16 protein-coding genes are annotated in these 17,662 nt (G+C 62.4%); 5 read left to right on the top strand and 11 right to left on the bottom strand.

What is annotated here, in order from left to right; genetic code table 11:
• The first annotated feature begins 196 nt into the window (after positions 1-196).
• Positions 197-940 (top strand): hypothetical protein, encoded by a 744-nt coding sequence (locus V7650_RS10445; RefSeq protein ID WP_335656184.1) that lies wholly within the window; start codon positions 197-199, stop codon positions 938-940.
• Here V7650_RS10445 and V7650_RS10440 read toward each other — a convergent pair.
• A complete protein-coding gene (locus V7650_RS10440) occupies positions 937-1,524 on the bottom strand; it encodes a thiamine phosphate synthase (protein ID WP_335656183.1) in 588 nt (195 codons plus the stop codon). The genes V7650_RS10445 and V7650_RS10440 overlap by 4 nt on opposite strands.
• A 35-nt stretch (positions 1,525-1,559) precedes the next feature.
• Between V7650_RS10440 and V7650_RS10435 the strand changes: the two genes are divergently transcribed.
• Positions 1,560-2,240, top strand: a complete 681-nt coding sequence (locus V7650_RS10435; RefSeq protein ID WP_335656182.1) for a YggS family pyridoxal phosphate-dependent enzyme — start codon at positions 1,560-1,562, stop codon at positions 2,238-2,240.
• A gap of 9 nt (positions 2,241-2,249) precedes the next feature.
• On the opposite strand, the gene V7650_RS10430 is transcribed toward V7650_RS10435, so the two are convergent.
• Genes V7650_RS10430 through pdeM form a run of 5 tightly spaced genes read right to left on the bottom strand, consistent with a single transcriptional unit; the run spans position 2,250 to position 7,931 of the window.
• Positions 2,250-4,097, bottom strand: a complete 1,848-nt coding sequence (locus V7650_RS10430) for a cation:proton antiporter (protein ID WP_335656181.1) — start codon at positions 4,095-4,097, stop codon at positions 2,250-2,252.
• 57 nt (positions 4,098-4,154) lie between these two features.
• Positions 4,155-5,420, bottom strand: a complete 1,266-nt coding sequence (locus V7650_RS10425; protein ID WP_335656180.1) for an adenosylmethionine--8-amino-7-oxononanoate transaminase — start codon at positions 5,418-5,420, stop codon at positions 4,155-4,157.
• On the bottom strand, positions 5,417-6,046 hold the full coding sequence (gene bioD, locus V7650_RS10420) for a dethiobiotin synthase (protein ID WP_335656179.1): 630 nt from the start codon (positions 6,044-6,046) through the stop codon (positions 5,417-5,419). Before bioD ends, V7650_RS10425 begins: the two co-directional genes overlap by 4 nt.
• Positions 6,043-7,185 carry an 8-amino-7-oxononanoate synthase gene (locus V7650_RS10415; protein ID WP_335656178.1) on the bottom strand — a complete coding sequence of 381 codons (1,143 nt, stop codon included), beginning with the start codon at positions 7,183-7,185 and terminating at the stop codon, positions 6,043-6,045. Before V7650_RS10415 ends, bioD begins: the two co-directional genes overlap by 4 nt.
• Positions 7,186-7,202: 17 nt before the next feature.
• The gene (pdeM, locus tag V7650_RS10410) at positions 7,203-7,931 is read right to left on the bottom strand and encodes a ligase-associated DNA damage response endonuclease PdeM (RefSeq protein WP_335656177.1); all 729 of its coding nucleotides are present in this window, start codon (positions 7,929-7,931) and stop codon (positions 7,203-7,205) included.
• A gap of 81 nt (positions 7,932-8,012) precedes the next feature.
• Here pdeM and trhO point away from each other — a divergent pair, with 81 nt between their 5' ends.
• Together trhO and V7650_RS10400 are read left to right on the top strand one after the other, a co-directional pair.
• The gene (gene trhO, locus V7650_RS10405) at positions 8,013-8,951 is read left to right on the top strand and encodes an oxygen-dependent tRNA uridine(34) hydroxylase TrhO (protein ID WP_335656176.1); all 939 of its coding nucleotides are present in this window, start codon (positions 8,013-8,015) and stop codon (positions 8,949-8,951) included.
• Positions 8,948-9,604: a glutathione S-transferase gene (locus V7650_RS10400; RefSeq protein ID WP_335656175.1), complete on the top strand. Its 657-nt coding sequence runs from the start codon at positions 8,948-8,950 to the stop codon at positions 9,602-9,604. Before trhO ends, V7650_RS10400 begins: the two co-directional genes overlap by 4 nt.
• A 256-nt stretch (positions 9,605-9,860) precedes the next feature.
• Here V7650_RS10400 and V7650_RS10395 read toward each other — a convergent pair whose 3' ends face one another.
• The 4 genes from V7650_RS10395 to V7650_RS10380 form a co-directional block, all read right to left on the bottom strand.
• Positions 9,861-10,832 carry a retroviral-like aspartic protease family protein gene (locus tag V7650_RS10395; RefSeq protein ID WP_335656174.1) on the bottom strand — a complete coding sequence of 324 codons (972 nt, stop codon included), beginning with the start codon at positions 10,830-10,832 and terminating at the stop codon, positions 9,861-9,863.
• A 103-nt stretch (positions 10,833-10,935) separates the two neighbouring features.
• Entirely contained in the window at positions 10,936-11,886 is a 951-nt protein-coding gene (locus tag V7650_RS10390) for an aspartyl protease family protein (RefSeq protein WP_335656173.1), read from the bottom strand.
• Positions 11,887-11,946: 60 nt separating this feature from the next.
• Positions 11,947-14,466, bottom strand: coding sequence for a ligase-associated DNA damage response DEXH box helicase (locus V7650_RS10385; protein ID WP_335656172.1), 2,520 nt, complete (start codon positions 14,464-14,466; stop codon positions 11,947-11,949).
• Between the two features lie 23 nt (positions 14,467-14,489).
• The gene (locus V7650_RS10380; RefSeq protein ID WP_335656171.1) at positions 14,490-15,434 is read right to left on the bottom strand and encodes an MBL fold metallo-hydrolase; all 945 of its coding nucleotides are present in this window, start codon (positions 15,432-15,434) and stop codon (positions 14,490-14,492) included.
• Positions 15,435-15,654: 220 nt separating this feature from the next.
• On the opposite strand from V7650_RS10380, the gene V7650_RS10375 reads away from it, so the two are divergent.
• Positions 15,655-16,746 carry an AI-2E family transporter gene (locus tag V7650_RS10375; RefSeq protein ID WP_335656170.1) on the top strand — a complete coding sequence of 364 codons (1,092 nt, stop codon included), beginning with the start codon at positions 15,655-15,657 and terminating at the stop codon, positions 16,744-16,746.
• Here V7650_RS10375 and V7650_RS10370 read toward each other — a convergent pair.
• A complete protein-coding gene (locus tag V7650_RS10370; RefSeq protein ID WP_335656169.1) occupies positions 16,730-17,650 on the bottom strand; it encodes a histone deacetylase family protein in 921 nt (306 codons plus the stop codon). The two genes, V7650_RS10375 and V7650_RS10370, sit on opposite strands and share 17 nt — an antisense overlap.
• Positions 17,651-17,662 lie beyond the last annotated feature (12 nt).

Below are 17,662 nucleotides of genomic sequence, written 5' to 3'. Positions count from 1 at the left end.
GTTGAATGGGGGGGTAAATCATCTTTGGTTCATCTTCTTTTTGTTAGGAGGCCGCCCGATCACTGGACAAAAGCGTAACCGAACTGCAACAGAAACTCGCTAGTTTGGGAAAATCGGACAAAAACAGTATGTTGACTCGTGCAGATGGACAGATTTTGTTATATCTACGGTCATACAAAGGGGAAGCATTTTCATCATGACGAAAAAGGTCAGTCATTTCGGATGGTTAGCGACGGGACTCGCGATCTCCGGCCTTGTCATGACTCCTGCTCTGGCGAAGGTGCTTTCTGACGACGACAGCATCGTATCGCTCAAAACCCTTGGATCGATCGGTTCCTTCACGGTGGCGGGTGCTGATCCCGAGCTGGCGGCAAAATATAATCTCAGCGCGCTGCGCGGCAACGCGAGTTTCAAATTCACGCCGGCCGGCGGTATGCGGGACGGTGAACGTTCGGTAACCGTGGTGGTCCGTCAGAAATCCGATGCCGGTGCCGTTTCCATCCGCGAGAACATCCTTGCGGCAACTGCCGGATCGGGAATTGCGACCGCAGCGAAAATCGCACCTGTTTCCTATAGTCTTGGTTCTGCCAAGGGGCTGAAGAGCTTTGCGATCCCGGTCAAGAAGCTGGGCAGCAATCTGCCGGACTTGTCCGAAATCGGTGCCGGTAGAGGACTCGGAGACGACGATGGCGGCAAGAAGAGCCGCTTCAATCCGCGCATGTCGATTGATGCCAGCGCACCAATCAATGCCGCACCGCGCGCGCTCGATGCAAGCCAGAAGGATTACACGCTCGATGTCGGTGGCAGCTATTCGCTCACGCGCAATCTGGATGTGACCGCCGGTGTCCGCATCAATAACGAGCGCGACCGCATGGCTCCGCTGACCGACAATCGCCAGGACAGCCAGGCGGTATATGTCGGAACCCAGTTCCGCTTCTAACCCTCGCTCTGGCTTAATCCATCAATCGCAGCCCAGCCATGGGTCCTGCTTGTTGCGCGGATCTGATAGCGCCGCCGATTCATTCCACCCAGATATATGACCGGGCCATTGCACAGAGCTTCCAGCTTCCTGACCTGATGCGGGTTCAGTGGGCGCTGGCCGGGATGCGATCTGGTCGCAAATAGCGGCGAGAGGAAAAACAGGTCGGCGCCGGTGCGGTTGGCCTGCCGGATTTCCCGCGCGTCATGGACCGGAACGCTAAGCAACAGACCACCCTTGGTCGAGGGGCGCAACCGTCGCCCATGCGCACCATCGGCGCGCCATTTTCGGGCCAGAGCGGCGGACCCTGCCAGAAACAGAATATGTCCCCGACGTCGGGCCAGTGTGCGGACCGTTTCAAATCGCGTCCGCCGCGCTTCCTCCGGCAAATGATAATGCCGAAAGACAATGCCACTGCCCCGCGGCAGACCAAGGATCGCCTTTTCGAGCCTCGCGTCGTTGCGCTTGTCGGTAAACAGCCATATTCGGGGAAGAACCGACCGAGCCGGTTCACGCGAAGGGGGAGAGGGCTGGTCTCGCAACATAAGCCAGCCTATAGACGCAAGCTTCACGAAAGAGAATGACCGAGAGAGGCTTACCCGTGGCACATGCGGCGCTGACAGAAATATCCGAAACAATCGAAAAGGCCTGTCGCATAGCGGACCGCAAGGCGTCCGATATCGCGCTTGTCGCCGTGTCCAAGACCCGCAGCAGCGAGGAGATACGGCCGTTGCTTGAAGGCGGTCATCGCCTGTTCGGCGAGAACCGGGTGCAGGAAGCCGCCGAAAAATGGCCCGCGCTGCGCGCGGAATATCCCGAGGTCGAACTGCACATGGTTGGCCAGCTGCAGTCCAACAAGGCGGCAGAAGCGGTTGCCCTGTTCGATTATATCCATTCCGTGGATCGCCCCTCGCTGATCAAGGCGCTGGCTAGCGAAATGAAACGGCAGGATCGGCATATTCCCTGTTTCGTGCAGGTCAATATCGGCGAAGAACCGCAAAAAGGCGGCTGCGATATCAAAGCGGTTCCCGACGTGCTGGCGCAGGTCAGGGACGCCGGGATTCCCGTAGCCGGACTGATGGCGGTTCCCCCCGATGACGCCAACCCTGTTCCCTATTTCGCGCTGCTGGCCCGTCTGGCGCGCGATGGCGGCGTTGCCGGGCTCAGCATGGGGATGTCAGGCGACTATCCGCAAGCGATCAAGCTGGGGGCTACGCATATACGGGTCGGTACGGCCCTCTTTGGCCGGCGCGACCCGTAGATGGCCTAGTCAGCCGCGGCTCTTGTCACCGTTTTTCTCGCTGTCTTTCGCCGCCCGGTCCGCCTTGCGTTCTTCGGGCGTATCGGCGGCGACATAGCTGATCACGACATCGCCATCTTCTATCACCGGTCGTGCATCGGTCGCGAAAAACAGCAGGCGCCGATCCGGCTTATAGACCGCCAGCGGTTCCTCCCCTTCTTCTAGATTCTTGCGATAATCATCGGCGGTGAATTTCTCGGTAATATTGGTCTTGCTGAACCGCCACCCGGCCAGATCACGGTCGAGCAGCGTGGCAAAGTCGGCACCCGACTGGAACAGCAACCGTCCGTTTCCGACCCGGCTTTTGCTCTGCCCGTCATTGGCCAGCCGGCTGATTTGCTCGTAGCCCATTTCCGGCCCGAGATCGGCCGTGATCAGCTGGTTCTGGCTGTCGTTGTCGGTGGCGGCAATCAGGTGCTGATATTCGCCGAGGTCGATATTGTCGTTGTGCGCCTCGTCCAGCACATCGCCATGACGGATGGCAAGCCCTTCGCTATGTGCACGGCGCAGCGCAAATCTGCTGCTGTCGGTGATGAGAACATCGATATCGAGCGATTTCAGCATTTTGCCGAGTGCGATCGACCAGCGATTGGCACCCGCAATCAGGACGCCCTCGCCCTTGCCTTCCGAAATGCCGAGCCGCTCGGCGACCCAGGATGCGGAAAATCCATGCGCAAATATGGTCGCGATAACAACGGCGAAGCTGAGCGGAACCAGCGCTTCTGCCCCGGGCAATCCGTAGTCGACCAGCCGGATCGCAAACAGGCCGGTGATCGCGACCGCCACGATACCGCGCGGCGCGATCCAGGCGATGAACAGACGCTCGCGCCACGGCACTGAACTGAACAACAGGGCAACCAGCACGGATATTGGCCGGACCACGAACAGCAGCAATATCAGGAATATGACAAACTGCGGCCGGAACTGCTGTACTGTTTCCCAATCAAGCGTGGCAGACAGGATGATGAAGACGCCGGAGATCAGCAACACTGCGAGATCTTCCTTGAAGCGGTAGAGCGCCTGGCTGGAATAGATCTGGCGATTGCCCATGACGATACCCATGACTGTGACCGTGATCAGCCCGGTTTCATGCTTGATCAGGTCGGCGATGACAAAACCGGCAATCACCGTAACCAGGAGAAACGGTGCCTTCAGATATTCCGGTACCATCCCTCGCGGAAATAGCCAGGTGAGAGCGAAGCCAAGGCCGGCGCCGATCAGCCCGGCGATGAAGCTTGCAGCAAGCACATCCATGCTGATCACGGCGATATTGGCGTTGGCGCCCTCGTAGGTGATATAGGCATAAATGCCGACTGCCAGCAGCGCGCCGATCGGATCGTTGACGATGCCTTCCCATTTCAGGATGTTGCGGACCCGCGAAGGAACGCGCAGCGTGCGGAGCATCGGCCCGATCACGGTCGGTCCGGTTACGATCATGATGCCGCCAAGCAAGGCGGAAATCTCCCATGAAAGCCCCGCGCCATAATGGGCGGCGGCCGTCCCGAGCCCCCAGGCAATCGGTCCGGCGATAAACACCATGGTGGTCACTGCGCCGCCTGCCTGTCTCAATTCGCGAAAGTTCAGGCTGAGCCCGCCTTCGAACAGGATCACCGCGACCGCCAGCTTGATGATCGGCTCCTGCAGGGCACCGAAATCACGCTCGGGGTCGATGATGCCGAGCACCGGACCCGCGATAATGCCGACGATTAGCATCAGCGCAATCGCGGGACGACCGGTCCGCCAGGCAATCCATTGGGCGCCGATACCGAGAAGGCCGATCAGCGCGATCTTGACCATGAGTGAATCTATTATTTCCATGTTCAGTCCTTGGCCGGTTTTGCGGGCGGATGCAAAAAGCTTTCCGGTGCGGCGGGATCAGCCTTTGGCAAAATGGTCGATCGCCTCCTCGATAGCATCATAGATGGATTTCAGATCCTCGCCACCGATACAATATGGGGGCATGACGTAAACGGTATTGCCCAAGGGGCGAAGTAAAATGTTACGATCCCTGAAGAAGGCGAGCAGTTTCGGTCCGAGATCCGAAAGATAGCCGTCCGCCCGATTGTCGATTTCCAGAGCGAAAATGGTTCCGCACTGACGCACCCCGCTAATCCCCGTTCTGCCGTTTAGCCTTTCCGCAAACTCGCGGTGGCGGCCGATGAGGCTGTCGATCCGCTGCTGGACGGGTTCGTCGCGCCATATGCCGAGATTGGCACCGGCCGCGGCGCAGGCGATCGGATTGGCGGTGAAGCTGCTGGAATGGAAAAACATCTTCGCGCGATCGTCCGAAAAATGAGCCTGATAGATGGCATCGGTGGCGACAGTTGCCGCGAGCGGGATGACACCGCCGGTCAGGCCCTTGGCCATGCACAGGATGTCCGGCGCCACGCCGGCCTGTTCAAAGGCGAATATCGTTCCGGTGCGACCCCAGCCGGTCATCACTTCATCGGCAATGAACAGCACGCCATGGGCGCGGCAGATGGCGGCCATCTGCTTCAATATGGCAGGTGTGTAGATTTTCATTCCCCCGGCGCCAAGGATCAACGGCTCCACGATCAGCGCCGCCGGCGGGCTTTCGCCATTTCGGCAAAACGCCTCAAGCTGGGCGAGTGTTTCCTGTTCCGTCCCGGCTTCCGGAAAGCCGATGGTGCCTACATCGAACAACAGCGGCGAATAGGCCTGATTGAACACCCCTCGGGCGCCGACCGACATCGCGCCGATCGTGTCGCCATGATAGCTGTGTTCCATGACCAGAATCTTCTGCCGTGGCTCCCCGCGGTTGTGCCAATAGCCAAGGGCCATCTTGAGCGCGACCTCGACCGCGGTCGACCCGCTGTCGGAAAAGAAGATATGGCTGAGCGAATCAGGGAGAAAATCCGCTAGTCCTTCGGCCAGTTCGCGGGCCGGCCCATGTGTCCAGCCGGCGAAGATCATCTGGTCCAGCCGGGCGCTTTGCTGCTGGATAGCGGCGACGATCCGGGGATGGCAATGGCCGTGGGTCTGCACCCACCAGCTTGATATGGCGTCGATGATCCGGGTGCCGTCCGCCTGATAGAGCGCGGCGCCCTCGGCGCGGGCAATTTCCGGAATTGGTTCGCCGAGGCCGTGCTGGGTGAAGGGATGCCAGATACCCAGGCTCATGACCGGAAATCCGCAATATCGAAATGCGCGTCGAAGGCGGCATCGAGAGTTTCGGGCGAGAGGCGGTCGAGCATCGGCAACCAGCCCAGTCTGCGCACCTTGCCGATCCGGCAGATGATATTCTCGCTGTCGGCCTGTTCCGCGCCGACAAAGGCAATACCATGGATGGCTATATCGCGATTGCGCAGAGCCTCGATGGTCAGCAGGCTGTGGTTGATGGTGCCGAGCCGGGTCGATGCAACGATGATCACCGGCAGGCCCCAATGGGCAAAGAGGTCGGCAAACAGCAGCTCGGGATTGATCGGGACCAGCGCACCGCCGGCGCCTTCTATGACCAGCGGGCCGTCGACCGGAGGAATGGTCAAATCGTCGAGACCAATATTGATTCCCTCCTGCGCGGCGGCAAAATGCGGCGAGGCCGGGCTGCGAAGCCGATGGCGTTCGGGCAGGATTTTGTCGGGATCGATCCCGCCAATATGCGCCACCGTCTCGCTGTCGGTCCCGTCTGCCAGGCCCGCCTGCACCGGCTTCCAGTAGCAGGCGCCCAGCGCTGCCGTAAGCGCCGCAGCAAAGACGGTCTTGCCAATATCGGTATCGGTACCGGTGATGACGAATCTTGCGCTCATGCCGCTTCGGCCATTGCCAGCGCTTCGCGCAGCGCGATCGCAAGGCTGCGGATATCGTCCGCCGTGATATTCAGCGTCAGCGAAACCCGCAGTCGCGCGGTACCGGCGGGCACTGTCGGCGGGCGAATGGCGCGGACGTCATATCCCTGGCTCTGCAACCGTTCGGCCATGGCAACGGCCGTCCCGTCGTCGCCGACGATCACCGGGAAGATCTGGCTGTCCTGTCCGCTGGCAAGATTGAGGCCGGCGAAGCAGCTTCGGGCCAGCGCGACATGATCGGCCAGGCCGGACTGAAGCGCGGGATTTTCGGCGACATGGAGGATTGCCTGATGCGCGAGGTGCGCGGTCAGCGGGCTGGGGGCGGTAGAGAAGATGAACGGCCGGGCGCGGTTGATGAAGAATTCGCGCAAAATGGCGGGCATGGTGAGCAGTCCGCCCTCGCCGCCCAGCGCCTTGCCGCAGGTGCGCAGGACGATGACATTTTCCTGCTCGCCGATCCGTCCCGAAAGCCCTGAACCGCGGGCACCGAACACGCCGACGGCATGGGCTTCGTCGATCACCAGCATCGCGTCATGGGCATCGGCGATTCGCGCCAGATCGGCGAGCGGAGCCCGGTCGCCGTCCATGCTGTAGAGGCTTTCGACCGCGATCCACGCGGTCCCGGTGCCGCCTGCCGCGCGCCAGGCCCGGATCTCCTGATCGAGTGCGTTGCAATCATTGTGTGGGAACGTCCGGTATGCGGCACGTCCCAGCTTCATGCCGTCATGGACGCTGGCATGGACCAGCTCGTCGTGGAGCACCAGATCGCCGGTCTGCGGCAGGGTCGCAAACAGCGCCGTGTTGGCGGCGAATCCCGAGCCGAAGAACAGGCTGGTTTCGGCCCCATAATGGGCGGCGGCAAAGGCCTCCAGCGCTTCATGCTCGGGATGGTTGCCGCCGAGCAGCCGTGAGCCGCCGGAGCCGTGCGCGATACCCTTGGCGATGGCTGCTTGCGCCGCTTCTTGCAGAAACGAACTGCGCGCCAGCCCGAGATAGTCGTTGGACGAGAAATCCCTGCCCGCCGATGTCGCAAGCCGCCGCTTGCGACCTGCCCTGTCCAGCTCTGCCAGCTGGTCGCGATAGGGTTTGAATCGATCCATCAGCAGGCCGCTAGCATCTACCGGTGGCCGGAGGCCAGAGGCAATGCCAGCTGTTGGTCATTGATCCGGTCGATCGCCGACTCGGCAAAGGGCAGGGGAAAGCACAGCGGCTGGCCTTTCAGACCGATGACCGCCTCTGCCGGTCCGCCGACACAGGCCTCGATCACCGGATCGCTCGCCGCCATGCCTCCGGTCAGCGCGCCAAAGGCCGGCAGGATCAGATGCTGGCGACCCCGGACGAAGCAGCGCCGCGAGACATGGCGACCGCGCACCGCAATGCGGAGCTTGGGATGATAATGGCCCGATATTTCCGGCAGTTCGCTGTCCGCCGTCGCCTCGTGCCGCAGCGCCAGACCGTCTCCGGTCCATTCTTCGACCACCGACCCGCCCCAAAGCCCGGCCACATCGCGGTCATGGTTGCCGGTGATCCAGATCCATTCGAGCGCCGCGGTCATCGCGGTAAGCTGTCTCGCCGCTTCCGGCTCCAGCCGCGCCTCGCCGCCGCCGTCATGATAATTGTCGCCGAGACAGAAGACGGTCGTGGCGCCGGTATCGCTGACCAGGCCGGCCAGTTCGTCGAGCGTCGCCTGGCTGTCATAAGGCGGCAGCATCTGCCCCTGCCGCGCGTAGAAGCTCGCCTTCTCCAGATGCAGGTCGGCTACCAGCAGCGCCTTGCGGGCTGGCCAGTAGAGCGCGGCCGGAGCGACGATATCGAAGCGGTGACGGGCGAACAGAAGGGGAACCATGGCGCCGCTATGCGATGAACATAGTCGGGATGCAAGCGGCTCTATTGGAATTTTCCGGCCAACCATCCTATATGCCCTGCCATGACCGAATCCGTATCTCCCGTCAAAGTTGCCGCGCTCTATCATTTTGCCGTGGTCGAAGATCCCGCCGCGCTCCGGCTGCAGGTGTTGCCGCTGTGCGAGGCGCATGGCCTGAAAGGCACGATCCTGCTGGCCACCGAAGGCATGAATGGCACGATCGCCGGTGTGCCGGCGGCCATCGATGAGGTCATTGCCGGGCTGCGGTCGCTGCCGGGCTTTGCCGATCTCGAGGTCAAATATTCCGAAGCCAGCACGATGCCCTTTCTGCGGATGAAGGTCCGGCTGAAGAAGGAGATCGTCTCGATGGGTGTCGACGGCGTCGATGCCGCGACCGAGAAGGGGGCCTATGTCGACCCCAGCGAGTGGAACGCCCTGATCGCCGACCCCGCCACCATCGTGATCGACACCCGCAACGCCTATGAAGTGGCGATTGGCAGCTTTGCCGGGGCAATCGACCCGAAGACCGAATCCTTCCGCGATTTCCCGGCCTGGTTCGACGATTTTTCCGAGCAGCTGCGGCAGAATGCCAAGACCAAGCCGAAGATCGCCATGTTCTGCACCGGCGGCATCCGCTGCGAGAAGGCGACCGCCTATGTGAAGGCGCAGGGTTTCGACGATGTGCGTCATCTCAAGGGCGGCATCCTCAAATATCTCGAACATGTGCCCGAAGCCGAGAGTCTTTGGCAGGGCGACTGTTTCCTGTTCGACCAGCGGGTGGCCGTCGGCCACGGGCTGGTCGAGGCCGATTATGACCAATGCTATGCCTGCCGGATGCCGCTGAATGCTGCCGACCGTGCCTCGCCCGACTATGTTCCCGGCGAAGCCTGCCCGCATTGCATCGACCAGCGGACCGACGAACAGCGGGCCCGCTATCGCGAGCGCCAGCGGCAGGTCGAGAAGGCCGCAGAGCAGGGCAGGCAGCATCTGGGCACGGCATGACCGATCTGGCCGAACTGCCGATCCTCTACAGCTTCCGCCGCTGCCCCTACGCGATGCGCGCCCGCATGGCGCTGCTGGTCAGCGGTGCTGCCGTCCGCCTGCGCGAGGTCGTGCTGCGCGACAAGCCCGACGCGATGATCGCGGTCTCGGCCAAGGCCACCGTGCCGGTGCTGGTGCTGCCCGACGGCCAGGTGGTCGACGAAAGCCTGGCGATCATGCGCTGGGCCCTGGGACGCAACGATCCGCAAGGCTGGCTGCAGGGTAATGCCGCCGAAACCGAGCTGATCGCGGAGGCTGATGGCCCGTTCAAGCATCATCTCGACCGTTACAAATATCCCGTTCGCTACGAAAATGTCGACCCGGAGGAGCATCGCGCCGGAGGCCTTGCCTTTCTCGAGAAGCTAGACCGCCTGATCCAGCCGTCGGGTCAGCTCAACGGAACCAAACCCAGTCTGGCCGACCATGCCATTTTCCCGTTTGTCCGCCAGTTCGCCAACAATGACCGCGGCTGGTTCGATTCGCTGCCGCTGCCGGCGCTGCAGCAATGGCTGAGCGACCATCTCGCCTCGCCGCTGTTCGCCGTCACCATGCAAAAATATCCGCAATGGCAAAGCGGGGATGAGGAACCGGTTTTTCGCCTTCCAGACGCCTGAAACCCGAAAAAACAAAATCAGGGTCACACAGGGTCACACCCCCTAAAGCAGAAAAACCTTCTGGGGTGAAAACTGGCTATTTCCTCATAGATTCAATCTCCGCCATGATGATGGAACGCGCAGCTCTGATACCCGGATCATCGCCGATGGACGGAGGGATGGGGGTACCGGACCGATTCTGATGCTGTCGAGTCATTTGGCCAGTGTACCAGAAAGGCGGAGCTGTAGGAAAGAGGCTCTGGGCCCATCGCGGGGGTCAGGATGGGATCAGGCTGTTCCTCGGTTGTTCGATATGCTGGCGCGCATTTTTCGGAGCCAGAAAATGGATTTTCCGATTGGGAAAGTCGATTGCCACCTGGTCAAAATTGCGCAGCACATCCATGCCCAGCAACAAGGTTGGCTTGTCGGCCAGTCCGAACCGTTCAAACGGCGGCGGATCCGCAAAGGCCACCAGCAGGCTGGCAAAGCGCGCGCGGCCGATGCGGAATTCCCGCAATCTGCCAAATTCCACACCGAGTGTCTCGCCGGTAACAGCGATCAGGAGATTGTCGTCGCCGAGTTCCTTGGCCCGGCTGAGCAGTCTCTTGTGCAGTTTTCTGTTGGCGATCGACACCTGTGCTCCGGTATCGACGATAACATTCACCTTGATTCCGGAGACCGTGGCATCGGTGAAAATCAGTTGGCCAGACCGGCGCTTTGCTGTGACCACAATTTCGCGGGAGGTCGGTCGGCTACGAGATTCGTCCGCATTTTCGATGACAATCTGATTGGCGAGAAAATCAAACAGGATGCGCTGATCCTGAAGGCCGTCGAGGCCCAGGATGCCATCACCGCCGATATGCTGCGCTGCGAGGACTGGCGAAATCAGGCCGTTGTAGCTTTTCCTGCCCATGGTCAGGCTGGGCACAAAAACCATGTCCACCATGCTGGTGCCGGCAATGCTCATCAACATGGCGGGATCTTCGCGCTCCAGTGCCAGCTTGTCCGCGACCCGGCGAGAGATCACGGTGCGTTCTGCGCCGGTATCGATGACAAAGGAGAAGGGCCCCTTGCCCTCGATGCTGACCGGTACGGTCATCCGTCTGGCGCGGTCTTCGTCAATATCGACGATCTCGCCTTCCGGACTGATTCGGTCACCCGGTTCCACCGGCTGACCGAAGGGCAGCGGATAGGCCATCGCCAGGATCGAGGCCGCCAAGGCAGGCAGGCTCGCCAGAAATGAAGACATGATCTTTCCTCTCCCATTTCCTTTATTGCGTCAGCATAATATCAGCCGCGGCGATTGCCAGCGCAATATCGCCGACGGTCGTCCTGCCTCGACCAACAACGGTCTATGAACCCTCCGGCAGCAGGAAATAGATCTTCCGCTGGGCAAAATCGATGGCGACCCGGTCAAATTTGCGCAGCGCGTCCATGCCCAGGAACAGCGCCGGCGTCTTTTCCAGCCCCAGGGCCCCGAAGGGCGCGATGTCGGCGAAGGCGATCGGGATGACGCCGAAGCGGGCGCGGCCGATCAGCAATTCCTCGGCGATACCATAGTCGGCCGGGATCGAGCGGCCGGTGACGTCGACGAGACTCGTCTGTTGCATCGCGGAGGATTTCAGGCGCAGGCGCCGTTGCAGCATCTTGTTGCCGATCGACAGCTCGCCGCCGGTGTCGATGATCACGCTGGTCTTGACCCCGGCAATCGTGGCGTTGGTGAAGATCAATTGTCCCGAGCGCCGCCTTGCCGTCACCACGATTTCGCGGAGCGAGCGGCTTTTGAGCGGTTCGCCGGTATCGCCGACGGAGATATTCCGGGCCAGAAAATCGAACAGGATGCGCTGCCCCTGCAGGCTGTCGAGACCGAGCACGCCGTCCGCGCCGATATGGGCGGCGCGGAAGGTGGGCGCCACCAGCCCGTCGTAGCTGCGCTGGCCAAGCGTCAAGCGGGGGACATAGACGGTCTGCACCACCGTGGTGCCCGCCAGTGCCACGATCGTCACTTCGTCCTCGATATCGAGCGCCAGCGCGCCGGCAATTTCGCTGGACAGGATCGTTCGCTGCGAGGCGGTATCGATGATGAAGGCATAGGGGCCACCGTCGTCGATCCGGACCGCGACGGTCATCCGGGCGATCCGGTCCTCGGCTATCGCGATCCGTTCGGCATCCGGCTGCAGAAACTGGTCCGGCAGGCTGTCCGCTATATGGGCTTCGGTCTCCGGCTCGATCGGGCCGGACGCCGCCAGCTGCGCCGCGAACAGTGACGCACACGCGGAAAACAGCAGGATCGGACTGGTCATGCGGCCATATTATGCCAAAAAACGGATTCCGCCAAATGGCATCCGGACCGGCGAGCGCGGCTAGTCGACTTTCATCGCCTCGTTGATCAGCGATTCCGCCTCGATCAGCAGCGCATCGTCGGTCGCGCCCTGGGCGACATGTTCGCGCCCGATCATCACCAGCACCGGCACCGCCAGCGGGCTGACCCGGTCGAGTTCGACATGGATCATCGACCCGGCGGCGCGGTCGAGCAGATCCCCGAGCCGCCCGACATCGGTCATCCGCGCCCTGGCATCGGCCCAGGCGGCCTGCATCAGCAGATGGTCGGGTTCATATTTGCGCAGCACATCGAAGATGAGATCGGTGGAGAACGTGACCTGCTTGCCGGTCTTGCGCTTGCCCGGATGCTGCCGCTCGACCAGGCCGCTGATCACGGCCACTTCGCGAAAGGCGCGTTTCAGCAGATTTGATCCTTCGACCCAGTCGAAAAACTCGTCTTCCAGGATGTCGGCGCTGAACAAGGGTGCGGGGTGGGTCACCGGCTCGACGCTGTAGCAGGCCAGCGCATAGTCATTGGCTACAAAGCCGACGGGTTTCAGTCCGCGATCCTCCATCCGCCGGGTCAGCAGCATGCCGAGCGACTGGTGCGCGTTCCAGCCCTCGAAGCTGTAGGCGACCATATAATGCAGGCCCCTGTGCGGGAAGGTCTCGACCAGCAGCTGTCCGGGTTCGGGCATCACCGACCTGAAATCCTGCATCTCCAGCCATTCGCGGACATCGTCCGGGAAACGCGCCCAGCCGGCGCGGTCGGTCAGAAAGGCGCGCACCCGGTCCGACAGATGCGTGGTCAGCGGCAGCCTTGCCCCCATATAGCTCGGGATCATCGCGGCTTTCTTCGCGGCGCGGACGATCACGTCGCTGCTGTCCATCTTGATCATCTCGAGGCTGAGTCCGGCGAAGAAGAAGGTGTCGCCGACCGACAGCATGGCGGCAAAGCCTTCCTCGACCTTGCCGAGGCTGCGGCCGTTCTTGAACCGCACGGTCATCATCGCCGCATCGACGATGATCCCGGCGTTGAGGCGGTGTTGGGCGGCAAATTTCGGGTGGGTCAGGCTCCACACCCCGTCCTTGTCGCGACGCAACCGCTGGAACCGGTCATAGGCCTTGAGGGCGTAGCCGCCATCGCGGGTGAAATTCAGCACCCGCTCAAACTGCTCCTTGTGCAGGGCGCTGTAGGGCAGGGCGGACTGCACCTCGTCGAGCAGCGCATCTTCCTGAAAGGGCGCGGCGCAGGCGCAGCTCATCACATGCTGGGCAAGCACGTCGAGACCGCCGGGGCGGAACGGCTCGCCGTCGCGGCGGCCCTCGTTGACTGCGTCGAGCGCCGCCTGCGCCTCCAGATATTCGAAGCGGTTGCCCGGTACCAGCAGTGCCTTTGACGACACGTCGAGCCGGTGGTTGGCGCGGCCGATCCGCTGCAGCAGCCGCGATGATCCCTTGGGTGCGCCCATCTGGATGACGCAGTCGATATCGCCCCAGTCGACGCCGAGGTCGAGCGAGGCGGTGCAGACCAGGGCCCGCATCCGGCCTGACGCCATGGCGTTTTCCACCTTGCGCCGCGCCTCCCGCGACAGGCTGCCGTGGTGGATACCGATGGCGAGCGTCTCGTCGTTGATGTCCCACAATTTCTGGAAGGTCAGCTCGGCGAGGAAGCGGGTGTTGCAGAAGATCAGCGTCATCCGGTTGGCGCGGATCTGCTGCATCACCTGCGGGATGGCATAGGCACCGGCATGGCCAGCCCAGGGCACCCGCACCGGATCGCCCTCTGGCGTTTCCGGCAGCATGATCGACAGGTCGGCCGGCGCCCCCTCGGCACCGAGGACATGGGTGACGGTGTCGATATCGCCATAAGGCGCGAGCCAGGCGCGGAAATCATCCGGCTCGGCCACGGTCGCGGACAGCGCGACACGCTGCAGACCGGGAGCGATTTTCTGCAGCCGGGCCAGCGACAGGGCAAGCAGGTCCCCGCGCTTGCCGGTGGCAAAGGCGTGGACCTCGTCGATCACCACCCGCCTGAGTCCGGCAAACAGCGTGAAACTTTCCGGCTGGCTGAGCAGCAGATTGAGCGATTCGGGCGTGGTCAGCAATATCTGCGGCGGTTTCACCCGCTGCCGCGCCTTGCGGCCCGCCGGCGTGTCCCCGCTGCGGGTCTCGACCGTGATCGGCAGCCCCATTTCCTCGATCGGGGTCAGCAGGTTGCGCTGGACATCGACCGCGAGCGCCTTGAGCGGGGAAATATAGAGGGTGTGAAGTCCGCTTCCTGACCCCCGTTCGTGCTGAGCCTGTCGAAGCACCTGGCCGGGCGTGCGGGACCCTTCGACAGGCTCAGGGCGAACGGGTTTCTTTTCGGTTTGCTCGACCAGATCCACCAGCGTCGGCAGAAATCCGGCCAGCGTCTTGCCCGCCCCGGTCGGCGCCGTCAGCAGCGCATGGCGTCCCGCCCGCGCCGCCGCCAGCATCTCCAGCTGGTGCCGCCGCACCGTCCAGCCACGGGCGGCGAACCAGTCGCTGAGAATGGTGGGAATATTATCTTCGGCCATTGCTCTGGAATGGCGCTTCGTTGCTATTGTTTCAACTCCGCCATCAGCCCGAACAGCTGCACGACATCCGGCGGGGAGGAATCCCCGGCATATTCGCGGTAAAGCGTCGAGACATTGACCGCGATCCGCTCGCTGTCGCCCCAGGCAGAAAAATCACCCAGCCTTATGTCATGCGCGGCATCCCGCACCGAAAGCCCGGCGTCGAAGCGCTTGCGCGCTTCCTGGTCGATATAGCGCAGATAATCCTGGACCCGCCGCACGCCGTGGACATCGGTGATCGGGCCGTGGCCGGGCACGATGGTTTCGGCCTTGAGATCGATAATCGTGTCGCAGGCGGCGATCCAGTTGGACACCGGCCCCGCCCACATGATCGGCGTGCCCTCGATGAACAATATGTCGCCGGTGAAGACGGTCCTGTCGCCCGGGACATGGACCAGCACGTCGCCGGAGGTATGCGCCGGTCCGACCTCGATCAGATCGACTTTCTTGTCGCCGACCGAAAGACCGTGATGGCCGCTGAAGGTCTGGGTGGGCAATTTCTCCTCGACATCGGTAAAGTCGAAGCTGCCGAATATATCGACCAGATATTGCCCGGCGGGCCCCATCGCCCGCGCCTGCGCCATGATCGCGGCGAGCTGGCTGGCCGGCAGTTCGGACATTTCGCGCGCGCTGGCTTCCGAGGCGATCACCTCGGCATGGGCGCAGCAGCCGTTGCCATGCGTATGGTCGCCATTGGCATGGGTGTTGACGATGACCCCGATATCGTCCGCTGCCACCCCGGCCGCATCCGCCATGACGCCAAGCATCTCACGGGTCAGGCTGGCATCGAACAGGGTATCGACGAGCAGGGATTCGCCGTCATCGGTGATCAGGCCGGCATTGGACCAGCCCCAGCCGCCATCGGGCTGGAGATAGGCGTATAGGCCGAAGCCGGTCTCCACCAGACCTTTCTGAAAGGGAATCGCCATCTTCGTCTCTCCCGCCTTGCCGGCAATGTGCCAAATATTGTTACAGCATTTGCGCGATTTGAACAGGGCGAACAGGCCGCAGGTGCGAGCCGCCGTGGCGCTGCAAAATCGGCGCGCCGGATTGCGGGCCTGCTTGCCGGGGCCGCAATAATCCCGTATCTGTCGGGCCGGGTATTTTCAGCACCAGCCCCGTATCTCACCCAAACACGAGCGACAGCCAATGGACAATCCCCCAACCTCTAGAAGGCGCGTTGAATGGGGCTTCATGATCGCGCTGCTGGTGATCATCTCGCTCGCCTTTGCGGTCCTGATCGAGCCGTTTTTCGGCGCCATCGTCTGGAGCGTGGTTGTCGCCGTGCTGTTTCGTCCGGTCTACGAAAGCCTGCTAGGCTATTTCCCGGGACGCACCAACCTGGTCGCGGTGACGACCCTGATCCTCATATTATTGCTGGTCGTGGTTCCGACGATATTGCTCGGCATGGCGCTAGCCCAAGAAGCGGCGAGCATCTATTTGCGGATTCAGGAAGGTGACATCGATTTCGGGGCGGTATTCGCGACGTTTGAAAATTCCCTGCCCCGCTGGATGCAGTCGCAGCTGGCGGCTTACGGCTATGGCGACTTCGCCAGTATCCGGGCCGAGATCGAGCAGTCGATTTCGGCGATTCTCGAATTTCTGGTCAGCCAGTTGCTGAGCGTCGGACAGGGGGCGTTCGAGCTTTTGCTCGGGCTTGGCGTGATGCTCTACCTGACCTTTTTCCTGCTGCGCGACGGACGGGCGCTGAACGAGCGGATCGGCGAGATGATCCCGCTCGACAAGGAGAAGCGCCAGATATTGATGGAGCGGTTCCTGGTGGTGATCCGGGCGACAATCAAGGGAAGCCTGGTGATCGCGATCATCCAGGGCGGTCTCGGCGGCCTTGTGTTCTGGGCGCTCGATATCCGCGGCCCATTGCTCTGGGGGGTGCTGATGGGCGTGTTCTCGCTGGTTCCGGCGATCGGCACCGGCTTTGTGTGGGTGCCGGTAGCTTTGTACCTGCTGGTGACTGGCGATATCTGGCAGGGGATCGCGCTGATCGCCTGCGGCGTGTTCGTGATCAGCATGGTCGACAATATCGTGAGGCCGATCCTCGTCGGACGGGACACGCGGATGCCCGACTATGTTGTGCTGATCTCGACGCTCGGCGGGCTGCAGCTGTTCGGCATCAACGGCATCGTGATCGGACCGCTGGTGGCGGCTCTGTTCATTGCGATATGGAGCATCTTCGCGGAAATGCACCGGGGGCCTGCCGGCCCTGTCAGAGCGGACGAATAGCCGGCGTTCGCACGGCCTCGTCGGCCATCGCGATCATCGAGCGGGCGTGGCGCAGCGCCACCGCGCGCTGGTCCCGGCCATAGCCGCCGCCGAGGGCGCTGGCGACGGGGATGGCGCGGTCGCGGGCGTGTCGGATGACCATGCGGTCGCGGCGGTCGAGCCCCGCATCGCTGAGCGCCAGTCGCCCGAGCCGGTCATCGACATGTGGGTCAACCCCGGCCTGATAGAGCAGCAGATCCGGCTGGAAATCGGCCAGAATCTCAAGCAGGGCGGCATCCAGCAGGGCGAGATAGGCATCATCGCCGATCGCATCGGGCAAGGCGATATCCCGGGTGGAGCGGGCCTTTCGCGTCGGGAAATTGCGCTCGCCATGAAGGGACAGGGTGAAGACGTCCTCGCGCCCGGCAAGCAGCTGCGCGGTGCCATCGCCCTGATGCACGTCGAGGTCGACGATCAGGATCCGGCGCGCGTCGCCTTCCGCCAGCAGCCGGTTCGCGGTGATCGCCAGATCGTTGAACACGCAATAGCCGGCGCCGGTGTCGGCCAGCGCATGATGGCTGCCGCCGGCGCTGTTGGCGGCATAGCCATGGTCCAGCGCCAGCCGGGCGGCCAGCCAGGTGCCGCCCGAGGTATAGCATACGCGGCTGGCGATGGCGGCGGATACCGGAAAGCCGATGCGGCGTTCCTTGTCGCGCGGCACCGTGGCGGTCAGCACCTGCTCGACATAGGCGGGGTCATGGATCGCCTCGATCCACACCCGCTCCATCGGCATCGGTTCGTAACTCTTGTGGAGCGGGGCATGCTCGCGGACCGCGTCCATCACCAGCTGATATTTGTCGAAGACAAAGCTGCCGCTTTTCGGGCGCGGCGCAACATAATCGGGATGGTGGACGATATGCAGCATGATTGCGCGGAG

It is taken from the genome of Parasphingorhabdus sp. (assembly GCF_036964565.1).
GTDB lineage: Bacteria > Pseudomonadota > Alphaproteobacteria > Sphingomonadales > Sphingomonadaceae > Parasphingorhabdus.
This window is presented reverse-complemented; position numbering and strand designations above follow the sequence as displayed.